13 protein-coding genes are annotated in these 19,883 nt (G+C 40.8%); all 13 read left to right on the plus strand.

Translation table 11 applies throughout. From position 1 onward, the window contains the following. The first annotated feature begins 36 nt into the window (after positions 1-36). The 13 genes from PN471_RS18815 (at position 37) to PN471_RS18875 (ending at position 19,874) form a co-directional block, all read left to right on the plus strand. Positions 37-1,260: a glycosyltransferase family 4 protein gene (locus tag PN471_RS18815; protein ID WP_271778132.1), complete on the plus strand. Its 1,224-nt coding sequence runs from the start codon at positions 37-39 to the stop codon at positions 1,258-1,260. Between the two features lie 5 nt (positions 1,261-1,265). Next, entirely contained in the window at positions 1,266-2,720 is a 1,455-nt protein-coding gene (locus PN471_RS18820) for a hypothetical protein (protein ID WP_271778133.1), read from the plus strand. Positions 2,721-2,724: 4 nt separating this feature from the next. Beyond that, positions 2,725-3,897, plus strand: coding sequence for a glycosyltransferase (locus PN471_RS18825; protein ID WP_271778134.1), 1,173 nt, complete (start codon positions 2,725-2,727; stop codon positions 3,895-3,897). A 51-nt stretch (positions 3,898-3,948) separates the two neighbouring features. Further along, positions 3,949-5,184 (plus strand): glycosyltransferase family 4 protein, encoded by a 1,236-nt coding sequence (locus PN471_RS18830; protein ID WP_271778135.1) that lies wholly within the window; start codon positions 3,949-3,951, stop codon positions 5,182-5,184. A 10-nt stretch (positions 5,185-5,194) separates the two neighbouring features. Continuing rightward, complete coding sequence (asnB, locus tag PN471_RS18835; RefSeq protein ID WP_271778136.1) at positions 5,195-7,144, plus strand: asparagine synthase (glutamine-hydrolyzing); 1,950 nt, start codon at positions 5,195-5,197, stop codon at positions 7,142-7,144. Between the two features lie 71 nt (positions 7,145-7,215). Continuing rightward, positions 7,216-8,493, plus strand: coding sequence for a nucleotide sugar dehydrogenase (locus tag PN471_RS18840; protein WP_271778137.1), 1,278 nt, complete (start codon positions 7,216-7,218; stop codon positions 8,491-8,493). An 11-nt stretch (positions 8,494-8,504) separates the two neighbouring features. Then, positions 8,505-9,515 (plus strand): NAD-dependent epimerase, encoded by a 1,011-nt coding sequence (locus PN471_RS18845; RefSeq protein WP_271778138.1) that lies wholly within the window; start codon positions 8,505-8,507, stop codon positions 9,513-9,515. Between the two features lie 54 nt (positions 9,516-9,569). Then, complete coding sequence (locus PN471_RS18850; protein WP_271778139.1) at positions 9,570-10,727, plus strand: glycosyltransferase family 4 protein; 1,158 nt, start codon at positions 9,570-9,572, stop codon at positions 10,725-10,727. A gap of 257 nt (positions 10,728-10,984) precedes the next feature. Next, on the plus strand, positions 10,985-11,662 hold the full coding sequence (locus PN471_RS18855; protein ID WP_271778140.1) for a sugar transferase: 678 nt from the start codon (positions 10,985-10,987) through the stop codon (positions 11,660-11,662). A 3-nt stretch (positions 11,663-11,665) separates the two neighbouring features. Then, complete coding sequence (locus PN471_RS18860) at positions 11,666-12,322, plus strand: acetyltransferase (protein WP_193891460.1); 657 nt, start codon at positions 11,666-11,668, stop codon at positions 12,320-12,322. A gap of 184 nt (positions 12,323-12,506) precedes the next feature. Then, complete coding sequence (locus tag PN471_RS18865; protein ID WP_271778141.1) at positions 12,507-13,634, plus strand: DUF362 domain-containing protein; 1,128 nt, start codon at positions 12,507-12,509, stop codon at positions 13,632-13,634. Positions 13,635-13,850: 216 nt separating this feature from the next. Continuing rightward, positions 13,851-18,524, plus strand: coding sequence for a MupA/Atu3671 family FMN-dependent luciferase-like monooxygenase (locus PN471_RS18870; protein ID WP_271778142.1), 4,674 nt, complete (start codon positions 13,851-13,853; stop codon positions 18,522-18,524). Between the two features lie 108 nt (positions 18,525-18,632). After that, positions 18,633-19,874: a hypothetical protein gene (locus tag PN471_RS18875; RefSeq protein WP_271778143.1), complete on the plus strand. Its 1,242-nt coding sequence runs from the start codon at positions 18,633-18,635 to the stop codon at positions 19,872-19,874. Positions 19,875-19,883: the final 9 nt, after the last annotated feature.

A 19,883-nucleotide genomic window follows, 5' to 3' on the forward strand; every position in this document is an offset into this window, starting at 1 on the left:
ATTTATAAACAAGATAAATTAGGAGGCATGATGAAAATGAAGATATTATTAGTTTCTGGTGTATATCCCCCTAAAATAGGCGGTCCATCAGCGCAAACCCAACATATTGCACGTAACTTGATATCTAGAAATATTGATGTACATATTATTACTTATGGTGATCCAAATTCTAGTGGAATAATTGATGGAATACCCATAAGCTTTATTGATGAAACTTCACGTCGGAGTTGGCTAGATAAAATAGTGCGTAATGCCCGAATTTATTATGAGATAAATCGTATTATTGGCGAGTTTAAGCCAACTGTTTTACATATGCAAACTATGAGTTTCAATTTAACGATAATGGCTGGTATTATTGCTCGGTTTCATCGAATTCCATCAATTGTAAAGTATAGTTCAGACTTGGTTTGGGATATAATTAATCAAGATAGAATGATTAACATTTCTGCGAATAATCTACCTCAACAGTTATATACCTTTGTACTGGAGTTACTCCAAAGGTTTTTATTCTCAGTTTATGATTGCATTTGGGCGACTACACCACTTTATCAAAAACGCCTTGGGCAGCATTTTTCCGTTTCTAATAATAAGATATTACTCCTGGCAAATTTTACTAAATTGCAACCTTTTGAAGCAATTGCCGCAGCCCGTAAATCTGCGAATTGTCAACAAGGAGTCATTGAATCTATCTCTCACCTAAAACCAATTACCTTACTCACAATTGCTCGTTTAATTCCCTTGAAAGGAATTGAAATTTGCCTTGAGGCAATTTCCCATCTGCTCGATCTTCCAGTTAGTCTTCGCATTATTGGTAGTGGATCTCCTGATTATGAGTTGTTTTTACGAGATATGGCAGAACGGCTTGGTGTTAGTAACCGGGTTGAGTTTGCCGGTGCAGTATCACCCACTCATATTCCTGGAGAATACCAGAGTGCAGATATATTTATCTTAGCCAGTTATTACGAAGCTTTTGCTACTGTTCTTATAGAAGCAATGGCTGCTGGTCTTCCTATCATTGCTTCTAATGTGGGTGGAATCCCAACCGTTGTGGAAAATGAAGTTTCTGGTAAACTCGTACCTGCTGGAGATGCACTCAGTCTGGCAATGGCAATACGTTTTCTGGTTGTCAATGAGGAAGAGCGCCATGCTATGGCAATTGCAGCTAGGACAGGAGCAAAGGCATTTGATTGGGATATGGGTGTAGATAAACTCATTGAAACTTACAAACAGCTTTGTCCTGAGCAGAAAATAAATGAGTGAGAAAAATGAATAATTCCCAACTAACAAAATTAAAACCTGACAGTCATAGATACAATAATGAATCACCCTTTGTTCCTATGCACTGGACTCACCGAATTTTAGTAATTGCCATCATTGTTATTTATTTACTCTTTGTAGTTATTCAAGTATATTTGAATCCAAAGTCTACAGTTGCCTTACAATGGGTCAATTTAGGATTGGTAGTAAATTTTTTACTTCTACTCATACCTATTATTTTTTATCAACCTTCCTATGGATGGTTTCATCCTTTAATATTCAATATTGTTCTAACTCTGATCCATGAAATACGTAAGACTCCTATTTATATAAATGGACTTGAAGCACATATAGCTCTACCGAATTGGAATAGCGAAAGTTTAACTTTCTTATTCGCTGATAACATATTTCTTAGTATAGTTGGTCTAGTTAGTTACTATTGTGGTTTCTTCTTCTCTCTGAGATTTGGTAATTTACAATTAACCTTTTTGCCACCTCGTCATCTAAAACTGAAAGTTTTGTGTGTAGTAATTTTCTCTATCGTAGCCTGTGCAGCTTATATGCAAATTCAAGGTGGAATTGCTGCACACATCCTCTCTTGGGGACAAGGACGACGGGCAACACTAGCGGGTCAATTCTACTGGCAACTCTTGATTCAATTTGGTGCTATTGCCTGCTTGATATGGTTAGCAAAAGATCCTCAAGCTCATCTGCAAGGACTATTCTGGATATATTCAGTCAGTTCACTTGTGATTAATTTTTTAAGTGGAGGCTCTCGTTCAAGTATTATTTATTTCATCATTTTTGGGTTGATGGTGGCGATGATCCGCGATCGCAAAGTTGCCTTCACTCAAGTCCTAACTTTTGCTGTAATCGGATTGTTTCTACTAGGTATATTAGGAGATTTCAGAAACAGTACCTGGAGTGGAGAAATCAACTGGGATAAATTAAATCAACCCTCTTCAACAGAGGCGATTTTCGGCTTGGCAACAGATGAATTAGGATCACGAAGTGGAGATGGCAGCGGTGAAATTCCCATTTTAGCTTTAGTACCTAATCAGGTTGATTTTCTCTATGGTAGCTCTTATTTAGCCGCCCTAACAATCCTGATTCCCCGGGGACTTTGGCCAGGCAAGCCTGGATTGGTAGATGGTGTTGTTGGCAATACATTTTTTGATTTAGATATAGGTATTCCCATTGAACCTACTCTTGAAGCCTATTGGAATTTTGGTGTTCCTGGTGTATTTATAGTTTTCTTTGCATTTGGCCTTTTCCATAAATGGCTAGTTTGGACTTTCCGCAATTATGCCACTCAAACTTCAATGATAGTTCCCTATGTAATCACCCTCTATCTAATCGAACCATCGGGTCCGGGAATAATCCGTGGGATGATTTCCCTCACTTCATCTGTAATACTTCTCCGTGCATTTGGACTGTTGTCATTTCGAGCAGAAAGTAGATAAAAACATGAACCAATCACAAAGTAAATTTGATCATCGAATACATATACTATTCTTTGTTCCCACCCTTGGTGGTGGTGGTGCAGAGATGCATTTATTACGAATCATCAATCACCTTGATTCTCAAAAGTTTCGTTTTTCTCTAGCTTTATCCCGGTCTGGTGGTTCTTATGAATCTGACTTACCTAAGTATGTTAAATTGCATTTTTTAAATACAGGAAAAACTAACTCCAGCGTCATCCGCAACATTCGCTCAATAGCTCCACTTCGCCAACTTATCCAAGCTGAAAAGCCTAATATTCTCTGCTCAATTATGGATCACGCCAATGTCGTCGCCCTTTTAGCTGCTAGTGATCTGCCGACTCGTCCAAAAGTTATTCTCTGTGTTCAGAATCCTCCCACTGTTGAGCATCAACCCTATTGGCATATCACTAACTTGCTGACGTTATCACTAATTCCCAGACTTTATCCACAAGCTGATCAGATAATTGCCCTTTCTCAAGGTGTAGCAGAGGATTTAATGACCCTGTGTCCTCATATTAGCAATCAATTAGATGTAATTTATAACGCTGGCTGGGATAGTAGGGTCTTGAGTGGTGCAAAAGAGTCTATCCATCAGGAGGAGTTACCCGCAAATGTGCCGCTAATTGTCGCCTGTGGACGACTGACTGATCAAAAAGGTTTTCCCTATTTGATTGATGCTTTAGCACAGGTGCGGCAAGTCATCCCAGTACATTTGTGGATTATTGGGGAAGGGAAACAGCGCGGGATGCTAGAAAAACAAATTCAGCAACTAGGATTAAATGATTGTGTCCGATTACTAGGCTTTCAAAGTAACCCATATAAATATATGGCAGCGGCAGATATTTTTGTGCTGTCATCTCTCTATGAAGGTTTTGGAAATGTGATTGTAGAAGCTATGGCCTGTGGCACTCCCGTGATTGCGACAGATTGTCCCTATGGTCCAGGGGAAATTATTGAAAATGGTGTCAATGGTATTCTTGTACCTCCGGCCAATGTGGAAGCTATAGCAGAAGCTGTTATTAGACTGCTAATAACAGATTCGGAATTAAAGCTGAAATTCTCTGAAAACGGAAAAAGCCGCTCTCAACAGTTTCATGCTCAGGTGATTGCGGCGATTTACGAGAAAATGTTTTTACGTAATTCTTGTATGAATTAAGAATTGACACTTCTAGCTCGCTTTGTGCTTTTCTACTTACCACATATTCTTATGAAAGTTGTCGTTGCACTTGAACATCGTTTTAATCGGACACCAGATGGGATTGTCTGGACACATACTCAGTTTCCACATTCATTTTGGCAGAGGTATCTAGAGGTTTTTGATCATGTGCGGGTGGTTGCCCGTGTTCAGGATGTCCCGTCAGTACCGTCTGATTGGAAAGAGGCCAATGGCGATAGCGAAGCGCTCCGTAGGAATCGCATTTCTTTTGCTGCTATTCCCTATTACATTGGACCGATGCAGTATTTATGGCGATCGATCATGGTAAAACGTGCCGCCCAACAAGCTGTAAATATAGAAGATGCGGTAATTTTGAGGGTAAGTTCGACCATTGCTTCCTGTATTGAACCTAAACTACGGGCTACGAATCATCCCTACGGTCTAGAAGTGGTTGGTGATCCCTATGATGTCTTTGCGCCCGGTTCTATTAAACACCCTTTGCGTCCGTATTTCCGCTGGCGATGTCCTCAGATATTGCGGCGACAATGTGCTAGGGCTTGTGGTGCAGCCTATGTCACCGAGTTTGCTCTCCAAAAGCGGTATCCACCAGGAAAAGATGCTTTTTCCACGCATTACTCAAGTATAGAGTTATCTCATGAGGCTTTTGTATCCGTTCCCCGCTTACCTAAACAGGAAAGTCAGATTTTCACTATCATCTTTGTCGGGACATTAGCACAACTTTATAAAGCACCAGATGTCTTAATTGATGCTGTCGCCAATTGTGTACAGCAGGGACTGAAACTGAAATTAGTTGTTGTTGGAGATGGTAAGCATCGAGAAGAATTGGCAATGCGAGCAGTGAAATTAAATGTAGGAGATTATGTAGATTTTCGGGGTCAGTTATCCGCAGGAAAAGCTGTGCGGGATGAATTGGATCAGGCGGATTTGTTTATCCTCGCATCTTATCAAGAAGGTTTACCCAGAGCAATGATCGAGGCAATGGCACGGGCATTACCATGTATTGGTTCTACAGTAGCGGGCATTCCTGAACTACTAGCACCAGAGGATATAGTGCCACCTGGTGATGTTGCTGCTTTGTCCGCCAAAATTCGGGAAGTTGTGACTAACCCAGAACGCATGGCTCGAATGTCAGCCCGTAACCTAGAGAAAGCCAAAGAATACACAAATGAAATACTTCGGGAAAGGCAAATTGCTTTCTACAATTATGTACGAAAAAGTACGCAAGATTGGCTGAATGCACAAAAAGAAGTAAAAAGCATTAACTAAAACAATATTTATGTGTGGAATCACTGGTTTTTGGGATATATCTCGACAAATTAGCACAGATTATCTACCAGTAATTGTGCAGCAAATGTCAAAGTCATTAATTCATCGTGGTCCAGATGATGGTGGCAGTTGGGTTGATGGAGAGGTCGGTATTGCTTTAGGACATCGGCGACTATCTATAGTAGACCTTTCACCGCAAGGACATCAACCGATGATATCTAGCAATGGTCGGTATGTAATTGTTTTCAATGGTGAAGTTTATAATTTTCCCGAATTAAGAAAGCAGTTACAAAGTCTTGGATATAGCTTTTGCGGTCATTCCGACACAGAGGTAATGTTATCAGCCATCTGTGAATGGGGAGTTTTAGAAGCAACCAAGCGTTTTAATGGAATGTTTGCTTTTGCTGTATGGGATTCTCAAGAACGGGTTTTACATTTGGGACGCGATCGCATCGGTGAAAAGCCACTATATTATGGTTGGTGCGGTCATACTTTTATATTTGCCTCAGAATTAAAAGCTTTTAAAGTCCATCCTGATTTTCAACCTGAAATCAACCGTGATGCCTTGGCTTTACTCCTCCGGTTTTCTTATATTCCTGCACCTTATTCCATCTATCAAGGCATCTATAAATTACCACCCGCAACTCTTCTAAGTTGGAATGGAACAACAATTCACCCCCAGCCAGTACCCTATTGGTCTGCCAAAATTGCCGCAGAATCAGGTGTTGCTTATCCCTTCACAGGGTCAGAAAATGAAGCTATAGTACATTTAGAGGAGCTACTAAAGGATGCCATAAGAATGCGAATGCTGGCAGATGTTCCTTTAGGTGCTTTTCTATCCGGTGGGATAGACTCTTCGACAATTGTGGCTTTGATGCAGTCTCAAAGTCAGCAACCTGTGAAAACTTTCAGCATCGGTTTTCACGAACAAGACTATAACGAAGCTGAATATGCTAAGTCTGTGGCACAGCATTTAGGTACAGACCATAGGTCACTTTATGTCACCTCAGATGAAGCTATGGCAGTAATTCCCAAACTACCAAGTTTATATGACGAGCCATTTTCCGATCCTTCCCAAGTTCCCACATTCTTAATATCTCAACTGGCCAGAAATCATGTTACCGTCAGTCTTTCTGGTGATGGGGGTGATGAATTATTTGCTGGATATAAGCGCTATTTTTTGGCAAGTAGTATCTGGCAGAAGATCGGCTGGATACCGCAAACAGTTCGTCATTCTACAGCCAAAGCTTTAGAGGGTGTTTCTGCCCAGACTTGGAATCGAGGTTTTGAGCCGATAAATACCATATTGCCAGCAAAATTGAACTTTGGCGATAAATTACATAAGTTAGCCAGCATTTTAGCGGTTTCCCATCCCGATATTATGTATGCGGATTTGGTATCCCATTTGCAAGAACCAGAGAAAGTTGTGATTGATAGTTCCCAACTCAGCACAGTTTTTAGTGATGGCAATTTGTGGGCAAGTTTACCGAATTTCACAGAACGCATGATGTACTTGGATTTAATTAGCTACTTGCCAGGTGATATCTTAGTCAAAGTAGATCGTGCCACTATGGGTGTGAGTCTTGAAGGTCGCATACCTTTTTTAGATCATCGGGTTGTGGAATTTGCTTGGCAAATCCCCCTATCCATGAAAATACGTGGTAATCAAGGTAAATGGTTGTTACGACAGGTTTTATATAAGTACGTACCCAAGGAATTAATTGAGCGGCCAAAAATGGGTTTTGGTATTCCGATTGGTGCATGGTTGCGTGGACCCCTACGAGATTATGCAGAAGATTTACTGGATGAGTCTCGATTGCGAAGAGAAGGGTATTTTCATCCTCAACCAATTCGGCAAAAGTGGGATGAACACCAAAATGGCGATCGCAATTGGCAACATCATCTCTGGGTTATACTCATGTTCCAAGCTTGGTTAGCTGAAAACTCAGCCGGAAATTAGGAATAAATCATCAATATTTACACCTATTAAACAAGCAAAAATTTTTCAAATTCCCTGAAGGAAATAGAAACATGAATCAGATCGCAGTCATTGGTCTTGGCTACGTTGGTTTACCTGTGGCTTTAGCAATGGCCAAAAAATTTCCCAATACAGTTGGGTTTGATATTAATCAAGAAAAAATTGCCGCCTTAAATCAAGGACTAGATTTCACAGGTGAAGTTACCAGTGAAGAACTCAAAAATACATCTTTAAAAATTACTTGTGAGCTAATTGATTTAGCTGATTGCAACTTCTTTATTGTCGCCGTCCCTACGCCAATTGACAATAACCGTGTTCCTGATTTGACTCCATTAATTAAAGCCTCAGAAACCATCGGTAAAGTCCTCAAAAAAGGTGATGTCGTCGTTTATGAATCTACTGTTTATCCAGGAGTCACAGAAGAAGTGTGTGGTGCTGTTCTAGCGCGGGTATCTGATTTACAACAGGCCGTTGATTTCAAACTAGGTTATTCACCCGAACGAATTAACCCAGGTGATAAAACTCATACTTTGGAAAAAATTGTTAAAGTAGTCGCAGGTGAAGACCCGGAAACATTGGAACAAATTGCTAATGTTTACGGTGCTGTTGTTGATGCTGGTGTTTACCGCGCTCAATCAATTAAAGTAGCTGAAGCCGCCAAAGTGATTGAAAATACCCAACGGGATCTTAACATTGCTTTGATGAATGAACTAGCAATAATTTGCGATCGCCTGAATATTCGCACCCGTGATGTCTTAGCTGCTGCGGGGACAAAGTGGAACTTTTTACCATTTACACCGGGACTTGTGGGCGGTCACTGTATCGGTGTAGACCCTTACTATCTCACAGCCAAAGCCCAACAAGTTGGCTATTATCCCCAGGTGATTCTCGCCGGTAGACGGATTAATGATAACATGGGTCAATTCTTGGGGAGTCGGTTGGTGAAACTGTTGGTAGAAGCCAATGTGACAATCAAAAAGGCGCGAGTGGGGATTTTGGGACTTACCTTTAAAGAAAATGTCCCAGATTTAAGAAATAGTCGCATTCCCGATATCATTCATGAATTGCGACAATTTGGGATTGACCCCCTAGTCCATGACTCTTTAGCCGAAAATAGTCATGCAGTCCATGAATATGGGATTCAATTATCTGACTGGAAAGAACTTACATATCTTGATGCCCTAATTTTAGCAGTTCCCCATCAGGAATATTTAGAAATGTCAGCAGAGAGACTATTTGCTCATATTCGTCCAGGGGGAATCTTCATGGATATCAAATCCATATTTGAACCTGGGGATATACCGACAAATATTAATTATTGGAGTTTATAAAAGGTGAAATTATGGCAAAAATTTTAGTTACAGGTGCGGCTGGTTTTATTGGTTTTCACCTCAGTCAACGCTTACTAGAAAGAGGTGATCAAGTTGTAGGTTTAGATAACCTTAACGATTACTACGATGTTACCTTAAAAAAAGACAGATTAGAGCAACTTTTACCAAACCCCAATTTTAGCTTTCATTTATTAGATTTAGCAGATAGAGAAGGCATCCCCAAATTATTTGCTCAATCTAGTTTTGATAAAGTCGTCAATTTAGCAGCCCAAGCCGGAGTCCGTTATTCCTTAAAAAATCCCCATGCCTATGTAGATAGTAATTTAGTGGGATTTGTGAATATTCTCGAAGGTTGCCGCCATACCAACGTCCAACATTTAGTATTTGCTTCTTCCAGTTCAGTTTACGGTGCAAATACAAAGATTCCCTTCTCCCTTCACGACAATGTAGATCATCCCGTGAGTTTGTACGCAGCTACCAAAAAAGCTAACGAATTAATGGCACATACCTACAGTAGTTTGTATGGCTTACCAGCTTCAGGATTGCGATTCTTTACAGTTTATGGTCCTTGGGGTCGTCCTGATATGGCATTGTTTCTATTCACCAAAGCAATTTTAGCAGGACAACCAATTGATGTTTTTAATTACGGGAAAATGAAGCGGGATTTTACTTATATTGATGACATTGTAGAAGGCGTAATTCGTGTTCTTGATAATGTAGCTCAATCAAATCCTCATTGGTCAGGAAATGCCCCAGATCCCGCCACAAGTTATGCCCCGTACAAAAATTACAATATCGGTAATAATCAGCCGATTGAATTAATCCACTTTATCGAAACCTTAGAAAATTGTTTGGGAATGAAAGCAGAGAAAAATTTGCTTCCCATGCAAGCTGGTGATGTGCCAGTAACCTATGCCGATGTTGATGCCTTAGTAACAGATGTGGGTTTTAAACCGAATACCTCAATTGAGGTGGGAACCGAGCGATTTGTGAAATGGTATCGCTCATATTACCAAGTTTAAAAAAATCCCCCTGTTCTCTTAATTCTAAGAATAGCAAAGACCACAGATAAAAATATGAAGATCTTGCATATTTGTGCAATTGGTGGTACAGCAAAGATACTTTTACTACCTCAGATAAAATATTTGTTGTCACAAAAATTTGAGGTTGGCATAGCCTGTTCTCCAGGAAAGGAAGTAGAAGAGTTACAAGCAAATGGATACCAAATACATCCCGTAAATATTGATCGCAAGATATCGTTATTTTCCAGCTTAAAAAGTATTTATCACTTGACAAAAATCATTCAGCAAAATCAATATGATCTCGTCCATGTCCATACACCAATTGCTGCTGTTTTAGGACGAGTCGCCGCTAGAATTGCCGGGGTTAAACGCATTGTTTACACTTGCCATGGGCTGCCCTTTCATGATTTATCAACTCCTACCCAGTATTACTTTTACTTTCTAGTTGAAAAGCTGACTGCTTTAATCACTGATTTAATTCTTAGCCAAAATTATGAAGATATTAGCACTGCTAAAAAACTCGGTCTTTGTCCACCTAAAAAACTGGCTTATTTAGGTAACGGTGTAGATATTGATCGTTTCCACCGTGGGCGACTCAATCCCATTCATCAGAGTGAATTACGGCAATCTTTAGGTATTCCAGAAACCGCCAATTTAATTGTTGGCACAATTGGGCGTTTAACTCGCAAAAAAGGTAGTGGATATCTGATAGAAGCTACCGCTAAATTAGTGGATAAATTTCCTAATTTACATATTCTGATAATTGGTGGTCAACTTAGTTCCGATCCTGAACCTTTCCAAACAGAACTAATGGCAAAAATTAGCAATCTGGGAATTGAGAACCACGTTACACTCACAGGTGACCGCCAAGATATACCAGAAGTTTTAGGTCTTTTAGATGTCTTTACTTTACCTACTTTTACTCATGAAGGATTACCCCGATCTATTTTAGAAGCGATGGCAATGGGTTTACCAGTTGTGACTACAGATATTCGGGGATGTCGAGAAGCAGTATTACAGGAAAAAACAGGTTTAATTGTGCCTTCTCAAGATAGTGATAGATTAGCCGAGGCATTGGCAATTATGTTATCTAATCCCGAATTGCGGCAAGCCTATGGTAATCAAGGACGGAGAAGAGTAACAACCGAATATAATGAAGATTTTGTATTTGAAAGACTGACGAAATACTATCAAGAATTAGGCATTAACTGATTGTCGAACTAATGATAACCGGGGATTTTGTTGATAATTCAGTTTTTAGTTCAAGACTGATATTACTGGCCAAGAAGCAGTGCCAACCTGACTAGATTACTTCAATAAATCTGTTTATCATTGCTAATAATTAGCAAGCTATAGAACCGATATGCCGAGATTAAGTAACATCTCTGGATTGAATTTGCCTGAAAAGTTCTCATGAATTAGGTTTAGGTTTTGAGCGATTTTAATTACTTTAAATCAAAGGTTTATTCATGATGACTGAAAACTTTCAGAGACATCATCTAATTAGCAGATTAATTAAGTCTGGATTAGATAAAATTATGGCAATTATCGCCTTAATTATTCTTTCTCCCTTAATGCTAGTAATTGCGATCGCTATTTATTTACGGATGGGGCAGCCAATTTTATTTATCCAACCTCGTCCGGGTAAAGATGCGCGAATTTTCAACTTTTATAAATTCCGCACTATGACTAATGAGAAAGATGAAAAAGGTAACTTATTACCTGATGAAAAACGTCTGACATCTTTCGGTCAATTTCTCCGAAAAACTAGTTTGGATGAACTTCCCCAACTGTGGAATATTGCTACAGGAGAGATGAGTTTTGTCGGTCCACGTCCATTGTTAGTTAAATATCTTGACCGTTATACCCCAGAACAAGCCAGACGGCAAGAAGTCAAACCAGGGATTACAGGTTTAGCTCAAGTTCGCGGTCGAAATTCTCTGAGTTGGGAAGAAAAATTTAACCTAGATATTTTCTATATCAACAATTGGAGTTTATTGCTAGACTTACAAATAATTTTCCTCACTGTTGGTACAGTCATTAAAAAACAAGGAATCAGTCAAGATAATCATGCAACAATGGAAGAATTTATGGGAGATTCAAGCATCTATAACTATCGGCAAAAACAAGATATGATTGGGGAATAAATTATGGCTAAAGTGGTTATTTTCGGAACCAGTGAAATTGCAGAAATAGCTCACTTTTATCTCAATTGTGATTCTGAACATGAGGTGGTTGGCTTTACTGTTGATCAAGCCCATCTAGAAACAGAGAGTTTTTATAATTTACCAGTTGTCCCTTATGAAAGACTAGAAAATTATTATTCACCTGATGAATATAAATTATTTATTGCCATTAGTTACCAACAAGTGAATAAATTACGGGCAGAAAAATATTTAAATGCCAAAAACAGAGGATATAGCTTTATCTCCTATATTAGTTCTGGGGCATTTTATTATGGTAAATCAGTGGGAGAAAACTGCTTTATCATGGAAAATAATGTTATTCAACCTTTTGCTTCTATTGGTAACAACTGTCTACTTTTGGGCGTAAATTCTATCGCGCACCACTGTGTAATTAATGATCATTGTTTCCTGACTTCTAATGTTGCTCTTGGTGGTGGATCAAATATAGGAGAATATACTTTCCTTGGTTTGAATACTACGATCAGAAATTACATCAACATTGGCAAAGAAAATATCATTGGGGCAGGATCAATTATTCTCAGTGATACAGAAGACAGGGCTGTTTATTCCCCAGGAGAAACCCCAAAATTTGCAGTACCCAGCGACTTAGTACGTATTTGAAAAAGATTGATATTTCTGTTATCAACTCTTATATAAGTAGGTGAACCGAAAAATTTAAAGGTATGTGAAGAAAAGTAAAATCGCCCAAAACTCTCTTCCTGTTCCCAGTTAAGAGTTCCCTGCCTTCACAGGCAACTTATTCAGCAAACCCTATATAAACACATTCCCTTAATTAAGTTGTGTTATGCGGACTAAATCTTCTCACCCCAAGCACACAAGGCGAAATATTCTCCGAGTAGCTGGACTTTTTGCGGGAGCAGCAATTGTTCCTCCTATTCTTCACAGTCTTAAAACCCTGGGTGTTTCCCCCGCATCCCTTCTTCATACCCTGAGAACATCTAGATATATTCTGGATGCTGCTAATGCCAAGAACCTTCAGGCAATGAACGTATTACCATTACCCAAACCTACTGGGATCAGCAAAGTTGCATTGGTTCACACTGAAGATCGGGTATCGGGAACTCAACGAATACTTGATTTGTTGCAGCCGGGGGGGATGGAGGGAAAAACCATTTTTCTGAAGCCTAACTATAATACTGCCGATCCATCTCCAGCATCAACAGATACAAAATTGTTAGCAACTTTGGTGGAAAAACTGCAAAAAGCTGGAGTAGGGCAAATTACCATAGGCGATCGCTCAGGAATGGCTCAAACCCGCGCCGCTATGCAGCTAAAGGGAGTATTTCAACTTGCAGATCGCTATGGGGTGGAAGTAATTGTTTTTGATGAAATGTCTACTGAACAATGGCAATACTTTTCCCCATCGGGAACTCACTGGCAACAAGGTTTCGCTTTTGCGCGACCAATTCTCCAAGCAGGTGCAGTGATTAATACCTGTTGTCTGAAAACTCATCAAGGAGCGCGCTATACACTGTCATTGAAAAATACTGTGGGTATGGTAGCTAAGTATGTTCCGGGTGATCCATTTAACTATATGGGTGACCTGCATAGTTCACCGTATATGCAGCAAATGATCGCAGAAATTAATGCAGTTTATCGGCCTAGTTTGGTGTTAATAGATGGTGTGGAAGCCTTTGTGTCAGGGGGACCAGATGCTGGCAAGAAAGTGGCGGCAAACGTCATGCTGGCAAGTACAGATCCCATAGCTATTGATGTCATTGGTTTGGCAATGTTGCGATCGCTGGGAACAACAAATGAGGTGACGCAAGGATCTATTTGGCAATTAGAACAGATTCGCACAGCGGTGGCATTGGGTTTGGGGGCATCTAGTCCAGAACAAATTGAATTAGTTACTGCTGATCGTACCAGTCAAAAAATTGCGGATCAGATTCGTCCATACATCCTGGGATGAGAATGTATGATTTCACCTGAGTTCGACATCAGAGAATTCTTGGAAAACTGCCCCAAGTATGAGTCTCAAACCCTTATTCTCTCCTTGAAAAAATCATAACTCCGTTCGCGTAGCGTCTCCGAACTCCTAACACCGAACTCAGGTGATTTCTGATATATCCTCAATCCCTAATTCATACCCAGAAAATTTGTGCAAATTCACGAGGATAAATGAATTATGTCCAGCTTTTCCTGTTTTGTTGTGGGCAATGGTGTTTTGACATTGAACTGCTTGGAAATCCTGTTGCGGAAAAATTGCCAAGTGTTGGGAGTGTATTCCACAGATAATTCATTACAAAAGTGGTCCGAGGAACATAAGATTACCCACACTGCTTCTCGAACCATTTTTCACAAAACACTCCTGGGTTTTGGGTACGATTATCTTTTCAGTATTAATAATATTCAATGGATCATTCCAGAGGACGTGATCGCAGGAGCAAAAAAAGCCACTATTAACTACCACGATGCGCCCTTACCCAAATATGCTGGCTTGTATGCCACTACTTGGGCTTTGCTGAACGGTGAAACTGAATATGCTGTTACTTGGCATGAAGTCTCGGCTGAAATTGATGCTGGGCGGATATTTAAACAAACATCCGTGCCGATTTTGGCGGATGATACAGTATTTAATCTTAATCTGCGATGCTTTGATGCAGCAGTTAATTCCTTCGGAGAACTGGTAGAAGAACTAGTAATTGATGTTGCCAAACCCTATCCTCAAGACCTATCGCAACGAAGTTATTTTAGCCCTAGCGATCGCCCAGAAGCCGCCTCTGTGATCTCCTACGATGTTAGTAGCAAGGATATCTGTAATCTGGTCAAAGCATTAGATTTTGGTCCAACTCGTAATGAATTGGGTCTACCCAAAACTTGGCTACCAGGCGGGGTGATTGTTGTGGGATCTGCCCGTTCAATTGCATCTGACTATGGTACTCCTGGGCAAGTGCTAAAGCTGGATGACCAAGGGATGTGTGTCGCCACCATAGATGGGGCTGTGCAGTTAAGTGGGTTCAGCACATTAACCGGCAAGGATATTTCCCTAGCACAGTTGCAAGCAGATTATGGTGTCCGCGTCAGTGATATCCTACCGATAATTAACACCAAGATCCGCAAGGCAATTACTGAACGGAATGCTGTCTTATGTCGTCATGAACCAGCTTGGGCAAAACGGTTGATGCAGCTTGCAGCTTTTCGGCATCCCTATTTACCATTGGCAACATCTGGTCAAAAACCAGATATCTCCATGCACCGCTATTCTATTTTGTCCTTAACAGCCCAGGTGACAGCGAAATCTCTGTTGTCTATGTTTGCCGCTTACTGTGCGCGACTGACAACCGAAACGGAATTTGATCTAGGACTACAAACCGATGCCCAGCGCAGTATTGCGCCCGAAATATTTGCTCAACGAGTTCCGATTCCCGTGCAAACTCAGGTGAATGAGTCTTTCCATGATTTTCAACGGCGATTTGAAATAGCCCTAGATGATACCGCTCGTCTGGGTAGCTTTAGACATACGCTGTTGAGACGTTATCCACAATTGCATGGTGATGGGAATGGCGGTGGTGATGATAATTTTTTGCCGGTAGCGATCGCTCTGGTTGCGTCCCCTGATCAACTAGATTGGCACTCCCTGGGAGCGTCCATGGCTTTCGTGGCCTATGAAGATGGAACTTTACCGGAATTAGTACATACTGGGTCACTCAATAACACTGACTCTAAAGCCATTGTTCAACAACTTCAGAGTTTAATCACCGCTTGTCTTGAAGATCCGCAACAATCTCTGCATCAATTACCACTGCTTTCTATTGCCCAACAACAGCGAATTTTGGTGGATTGGAACGAAACAGGCGAACCCTTGCCCACAGATAAATGTATTCATGATTTATTTGCAAAACAAGTAGAGCGGACTCCTGATGCTGTAGCTGTCGTCTTTCAAGACCGAGAATTAACTTACCGAGAATTAAACACCCAAGCCAATCAATTAGCCCACTATCTGCAACTACAGGGAGTTGGTCCCGATGTGATCGTCGGTCTTCAGATCGAAAGATCATTAGAAATGATGATCGGCTTATTGGCCATTCACAAAGCCGGTGGGGCATATCTTCCCCTTGATCCCGATTTCCCGGCAGATCGTCTGGCTTTCATGGTAGAAGATTCCCAAGCGATCGTCATCTTAACCCAGGCAAAACTTGCTCCAGATCCCCGACTTCTCCAAGAAGTCGGAGATCTAAAGATTATCCCCATTGATACGCTGTGGGCAGAAATTACTCAACAACCCACCACAAATCCCCAGAGTGAAGTTAAACCTGAAAGTCTGAGTTATGTAATTTACACCTCCGGTTCTACAGGAAAACCCAAGGGTGTGATGGTAGAACATCGAAACGTCATTAACTTCTTTACCGGTATGGATGCTGTCATTGACCATGAACTACCGGGAGTATGGTTAGCAGTTACAAGTTTGTCCTTTGATATTTCCGTCTTGGAACTGTTCTGGACATTGGCTAGGGGATTTAAAGTAGTTATCTATAACCCCAAACAAAAACGGCAGCAGTCTAAGTCCCAACAGCCCATAGCTGTAAATCAATTACAACATACCGATTTTAGTATCTTTTACTTTTCTAGCCATGAACAAGGGCAAGATGCGGCGGAAAAGTATCGGCTGTTGTTTGAGGGGGCTAAATTTGCCGATGCCAACGGCTTTAAAGCAGTTTGGACACCAGAACGTCATTTTCATGCCTTTGGTGGCTTATTCCCCAATCCTGTAGTCAGCAGTGCAGCGATCGCCACAACCACCAAAAACATCCAAATTCGTGCAGGTAGCTGTGTTTCCCCCCTCCATAACACCGTGCGACTCACAGAAGATTGGTCTTTAGTAGATAACTTTTCCCACGGTCGGGTAGGAATATCCTTTGGTGCCGGTTGGCAACCCAATGACTTTATCCTCTCTCCCCAAACCTTCGAGAACCGCAAGGAAATCATGTTCCAGCAAATCGAGGAGGTACAGGCACTTTGGCGCGGAGAAACCCTACCCTATCCCAACGGTAAAGGCGAAATCATCGAGGTGCAAACCCTACCTCGTCCCATTCAACCCACCCTTCCCGTCTGGATTACAGCCGCCGGCAACCCCGAAACCTTCCAAATGGCAGGTGCGAGAGGCTGTAATATTTTGACGCACTTACTGGGGCAAAGTTTAGACGAGTTGGCCGCCAAAATTGCCATCTATCGGCAAGCTTATACAGAAAACGGACATTCTGGCGCGGGAATTGTCAGCCTGATGATACATACTTTTGTGGGAGCAAGTGATGATATTGTCAAAGAAATTGTCCGTCAGCCCATGCGGCAATACTTGGCTAGTTCCCTCGATTTAATCAAGCTTGCAGCTTGGTCTTTCCCCACTTTTAAACAGAAAACCACCAACGACAAAGGGCAGTTTGCCGTATCCCATCTATCTGACCCAGATATGGCGGAAGTCCTAGATTTCTCCTTTGAACGGTACTTTGAAACTAGTGGTCTGTTTGGAACTGTGGACACCTGTTTGCAGATGGTTGATCGGATTAAAGCCATTGGTGTCAATGAAATTGCCTGTCTGATTGACTATGGGGTAGATACGGATACGGTGCTATCTCAACTACCCCTGCTGAATGAATTGAAGACACGGGCTAATTATCAAGAAAGGGAACAGGGAACAGGGAACAGGGAACAGGGCAAGATTGAATCTATAGCTGATCTCATCCAACGTCATCAAGTCACACACCTGCAATGTACCCCTTCTATGGCGGGTTTATTGATGGCAGAAACCGCGAATCACGAGGCTATGGGGCAACTTCGCCAAATGATGGTTGGTGGTGAAGCCTTGACTGAAGCCTTAGCAAATCAACTTCAGCAAATTATTCCCGGACAGATTCACAATATGTATGGTCCGACCGAAACCACCATCTGGTCAACAACCCATACTCTAGCTGAAGTTGATGGTATAGTTCCCCTCGGTCGTCCTATTGCCAACACTGAGTTATACATTCTCGACAAGAATCAGCAACCTGTGCCTGTTGGTGTCCCTGGTGAACTATATATTGGCGGTAAAGGGGTGACACGGGGCTATTTGCAGAGACCAAAGTTAACCCAGGAAAGGTTTGTACCTAATCCCTTGAGTAATGATGCCACTGCCCGTTTATACCGGACCGGCGACCTAGTTCGCTACCAAAGAGATGGTAATGTGGAATTCTTGGGACGGATGGATTTCCAGGTAAAAGTGCGGGGACACCGGATTGAATTGGGAGAAATTGAGACAATTTTAAGCCGTCATGAAGCAGTTCGGGAAGCAGTGATTATCCTTCGTGAAGATATACCCGGAGATCAGCGCCTTGTCGCCTATCTACTGCCACAGCCGGGACTTCAGCTATCTCCGGCAACTATGCGACCATATTTACTCTCTCTCTTACCTGAATATATGGTTCCTTCTAACTTTGTTGTTCTGGAGAAATTTCCCCTCACTCCTAATCATAAAGTTGACCGCAAGGCTTTACCTGCTCCCCTGTTAGTTGTTCAGGCTGAAGATAGTGTAAATACAACAATACCTAAAAATGATATTGAGCAAACCCTCATGGAAATCTGGCAGAAAGTCCTTCAGATACCTCAAGTGGGAACTCAAGATAATTTCTTTCATCTAGGGGGTAATTCCTTGGTTGCAGTCAGATTAATTAAGGAAGTTCTCTCAGCATTTAATGTGGATTTACCCTTAATTAGTTTATTTGAATCCCCCACTATAGCTGATCTCGCCAAACAGATTTCAGCACCAAATTTTGCGAATAAATCCCATGATCTCCAAGTTGATTTAATGGCAATATCTCGCTAAATAGGGGCTGCTAAATAAACCGAAACCCTAGATAGATTAAGAGTTTCCCGGTTATGTCAGCGGGCTTTTGAACTTTTTCTTCATCAATACTCAATCAAATCACTAAAAATGCAACTTTCTTGGACAACACTTCACAATTTAGAGAAAGAATTTGGTGATTCTTTCTTTCTGCTTAATTTGGATAAATTCAAACGTAATTATCAAGAGTTTTTGCATGGTTTTCGCTCTATTTATCCCCATACAAACTTAGGCTATTCTTATAAAACTAACTACATTCCTAAGTTGTGTCAAACTGTAGATTCTTTAGGTGGCTATGCAGAAGTTGTTTCTCAAATGGAGTATGATTTAGCTTTGCGTATTGGTGTCTCCCCATCTAGAATTATTTTTAATGGTCCCCTCAAGTCTCCAGAGGATTTAGAAAATGCCATTTTCGCTGGTTCTATTGTTAACTTGGACTGTTTGGAAGAAGTAGAAATAGTTGCAACATTAGCACGAAGATTACCAGAACAAAAAATTGCTGTAGGTTTAAGATGTAATTTTGATGTTGGTGTTGGCACGATATCTCGCTTTGGATTTGATGTGGAAGGAGGCGCACTAGATGATGTTTTTAAAATTTTCCAAGAATTAAATAATTGCTCGGTGTTGGGATTACATTGTCACATTTCTACCTCAACAAGAAGTGTAGAATCCTATAAGTTACGCACGCAGAAAATTATCGAACTCAGCGATTATTATTTTCAGCATCAGCCACCTCAATTTATTGATCTTGGTGGTGGTTTTTTTGGCAGAATGTATGATGATTTAAAAGGACAATTTGACTGTTATATTCCCAGTTATCAAGAATATGCAGAGGCAATTGCTCCACAATTAAGCAGTAGATTTCCTGATGATTCTGGACCAGAACTCATTATTGAACCAGGTGTAGCTCTTGTTGCAGATGTTCTCAGTTTTGTCGGTAAAGTAGTGGGAGTTAAAACAGTAAAATCACGCCAAATTGCTCTTGTGGTTGGCAGTATTCATAATGTTAAACCAACTTTAACTGATAAGAAATTGTCATTAAAAATTTATAGTAGTGAGCAAAAGTTTGACAACAAAAAACTAAATGGCTCAGTTGATTTAGTTGGATATACTTGCATGGAACATGATTGTTTATATCCAGATTATTCAGGTTCAATAGGCATTGGTGATTATGCCGTCTTTGATAATTTAGGTGCATACACAGTGGTATTTAAACCACCTTTTATTCGCCCAAATCCTCCGATCATTAGCTATGATTCTACCCTTAATAATTATACTTTAGTCAGACGGCAAGAAACTTCTCAAGATGTGTTTTCTACTTATGTAATATGAAGGACAAAA

Origin of the sequence: Aphanizomenon sp. CS-733/32 (genome assembly GCF_028330045.1) — a bacterium.
Classification (GTDB): Bacteria; Cyanobacteriota; Cyanobacteriia; order Cyanobacteriales; family Nostocaceae; genus Dolichospermum; species Dolichospermum gracile.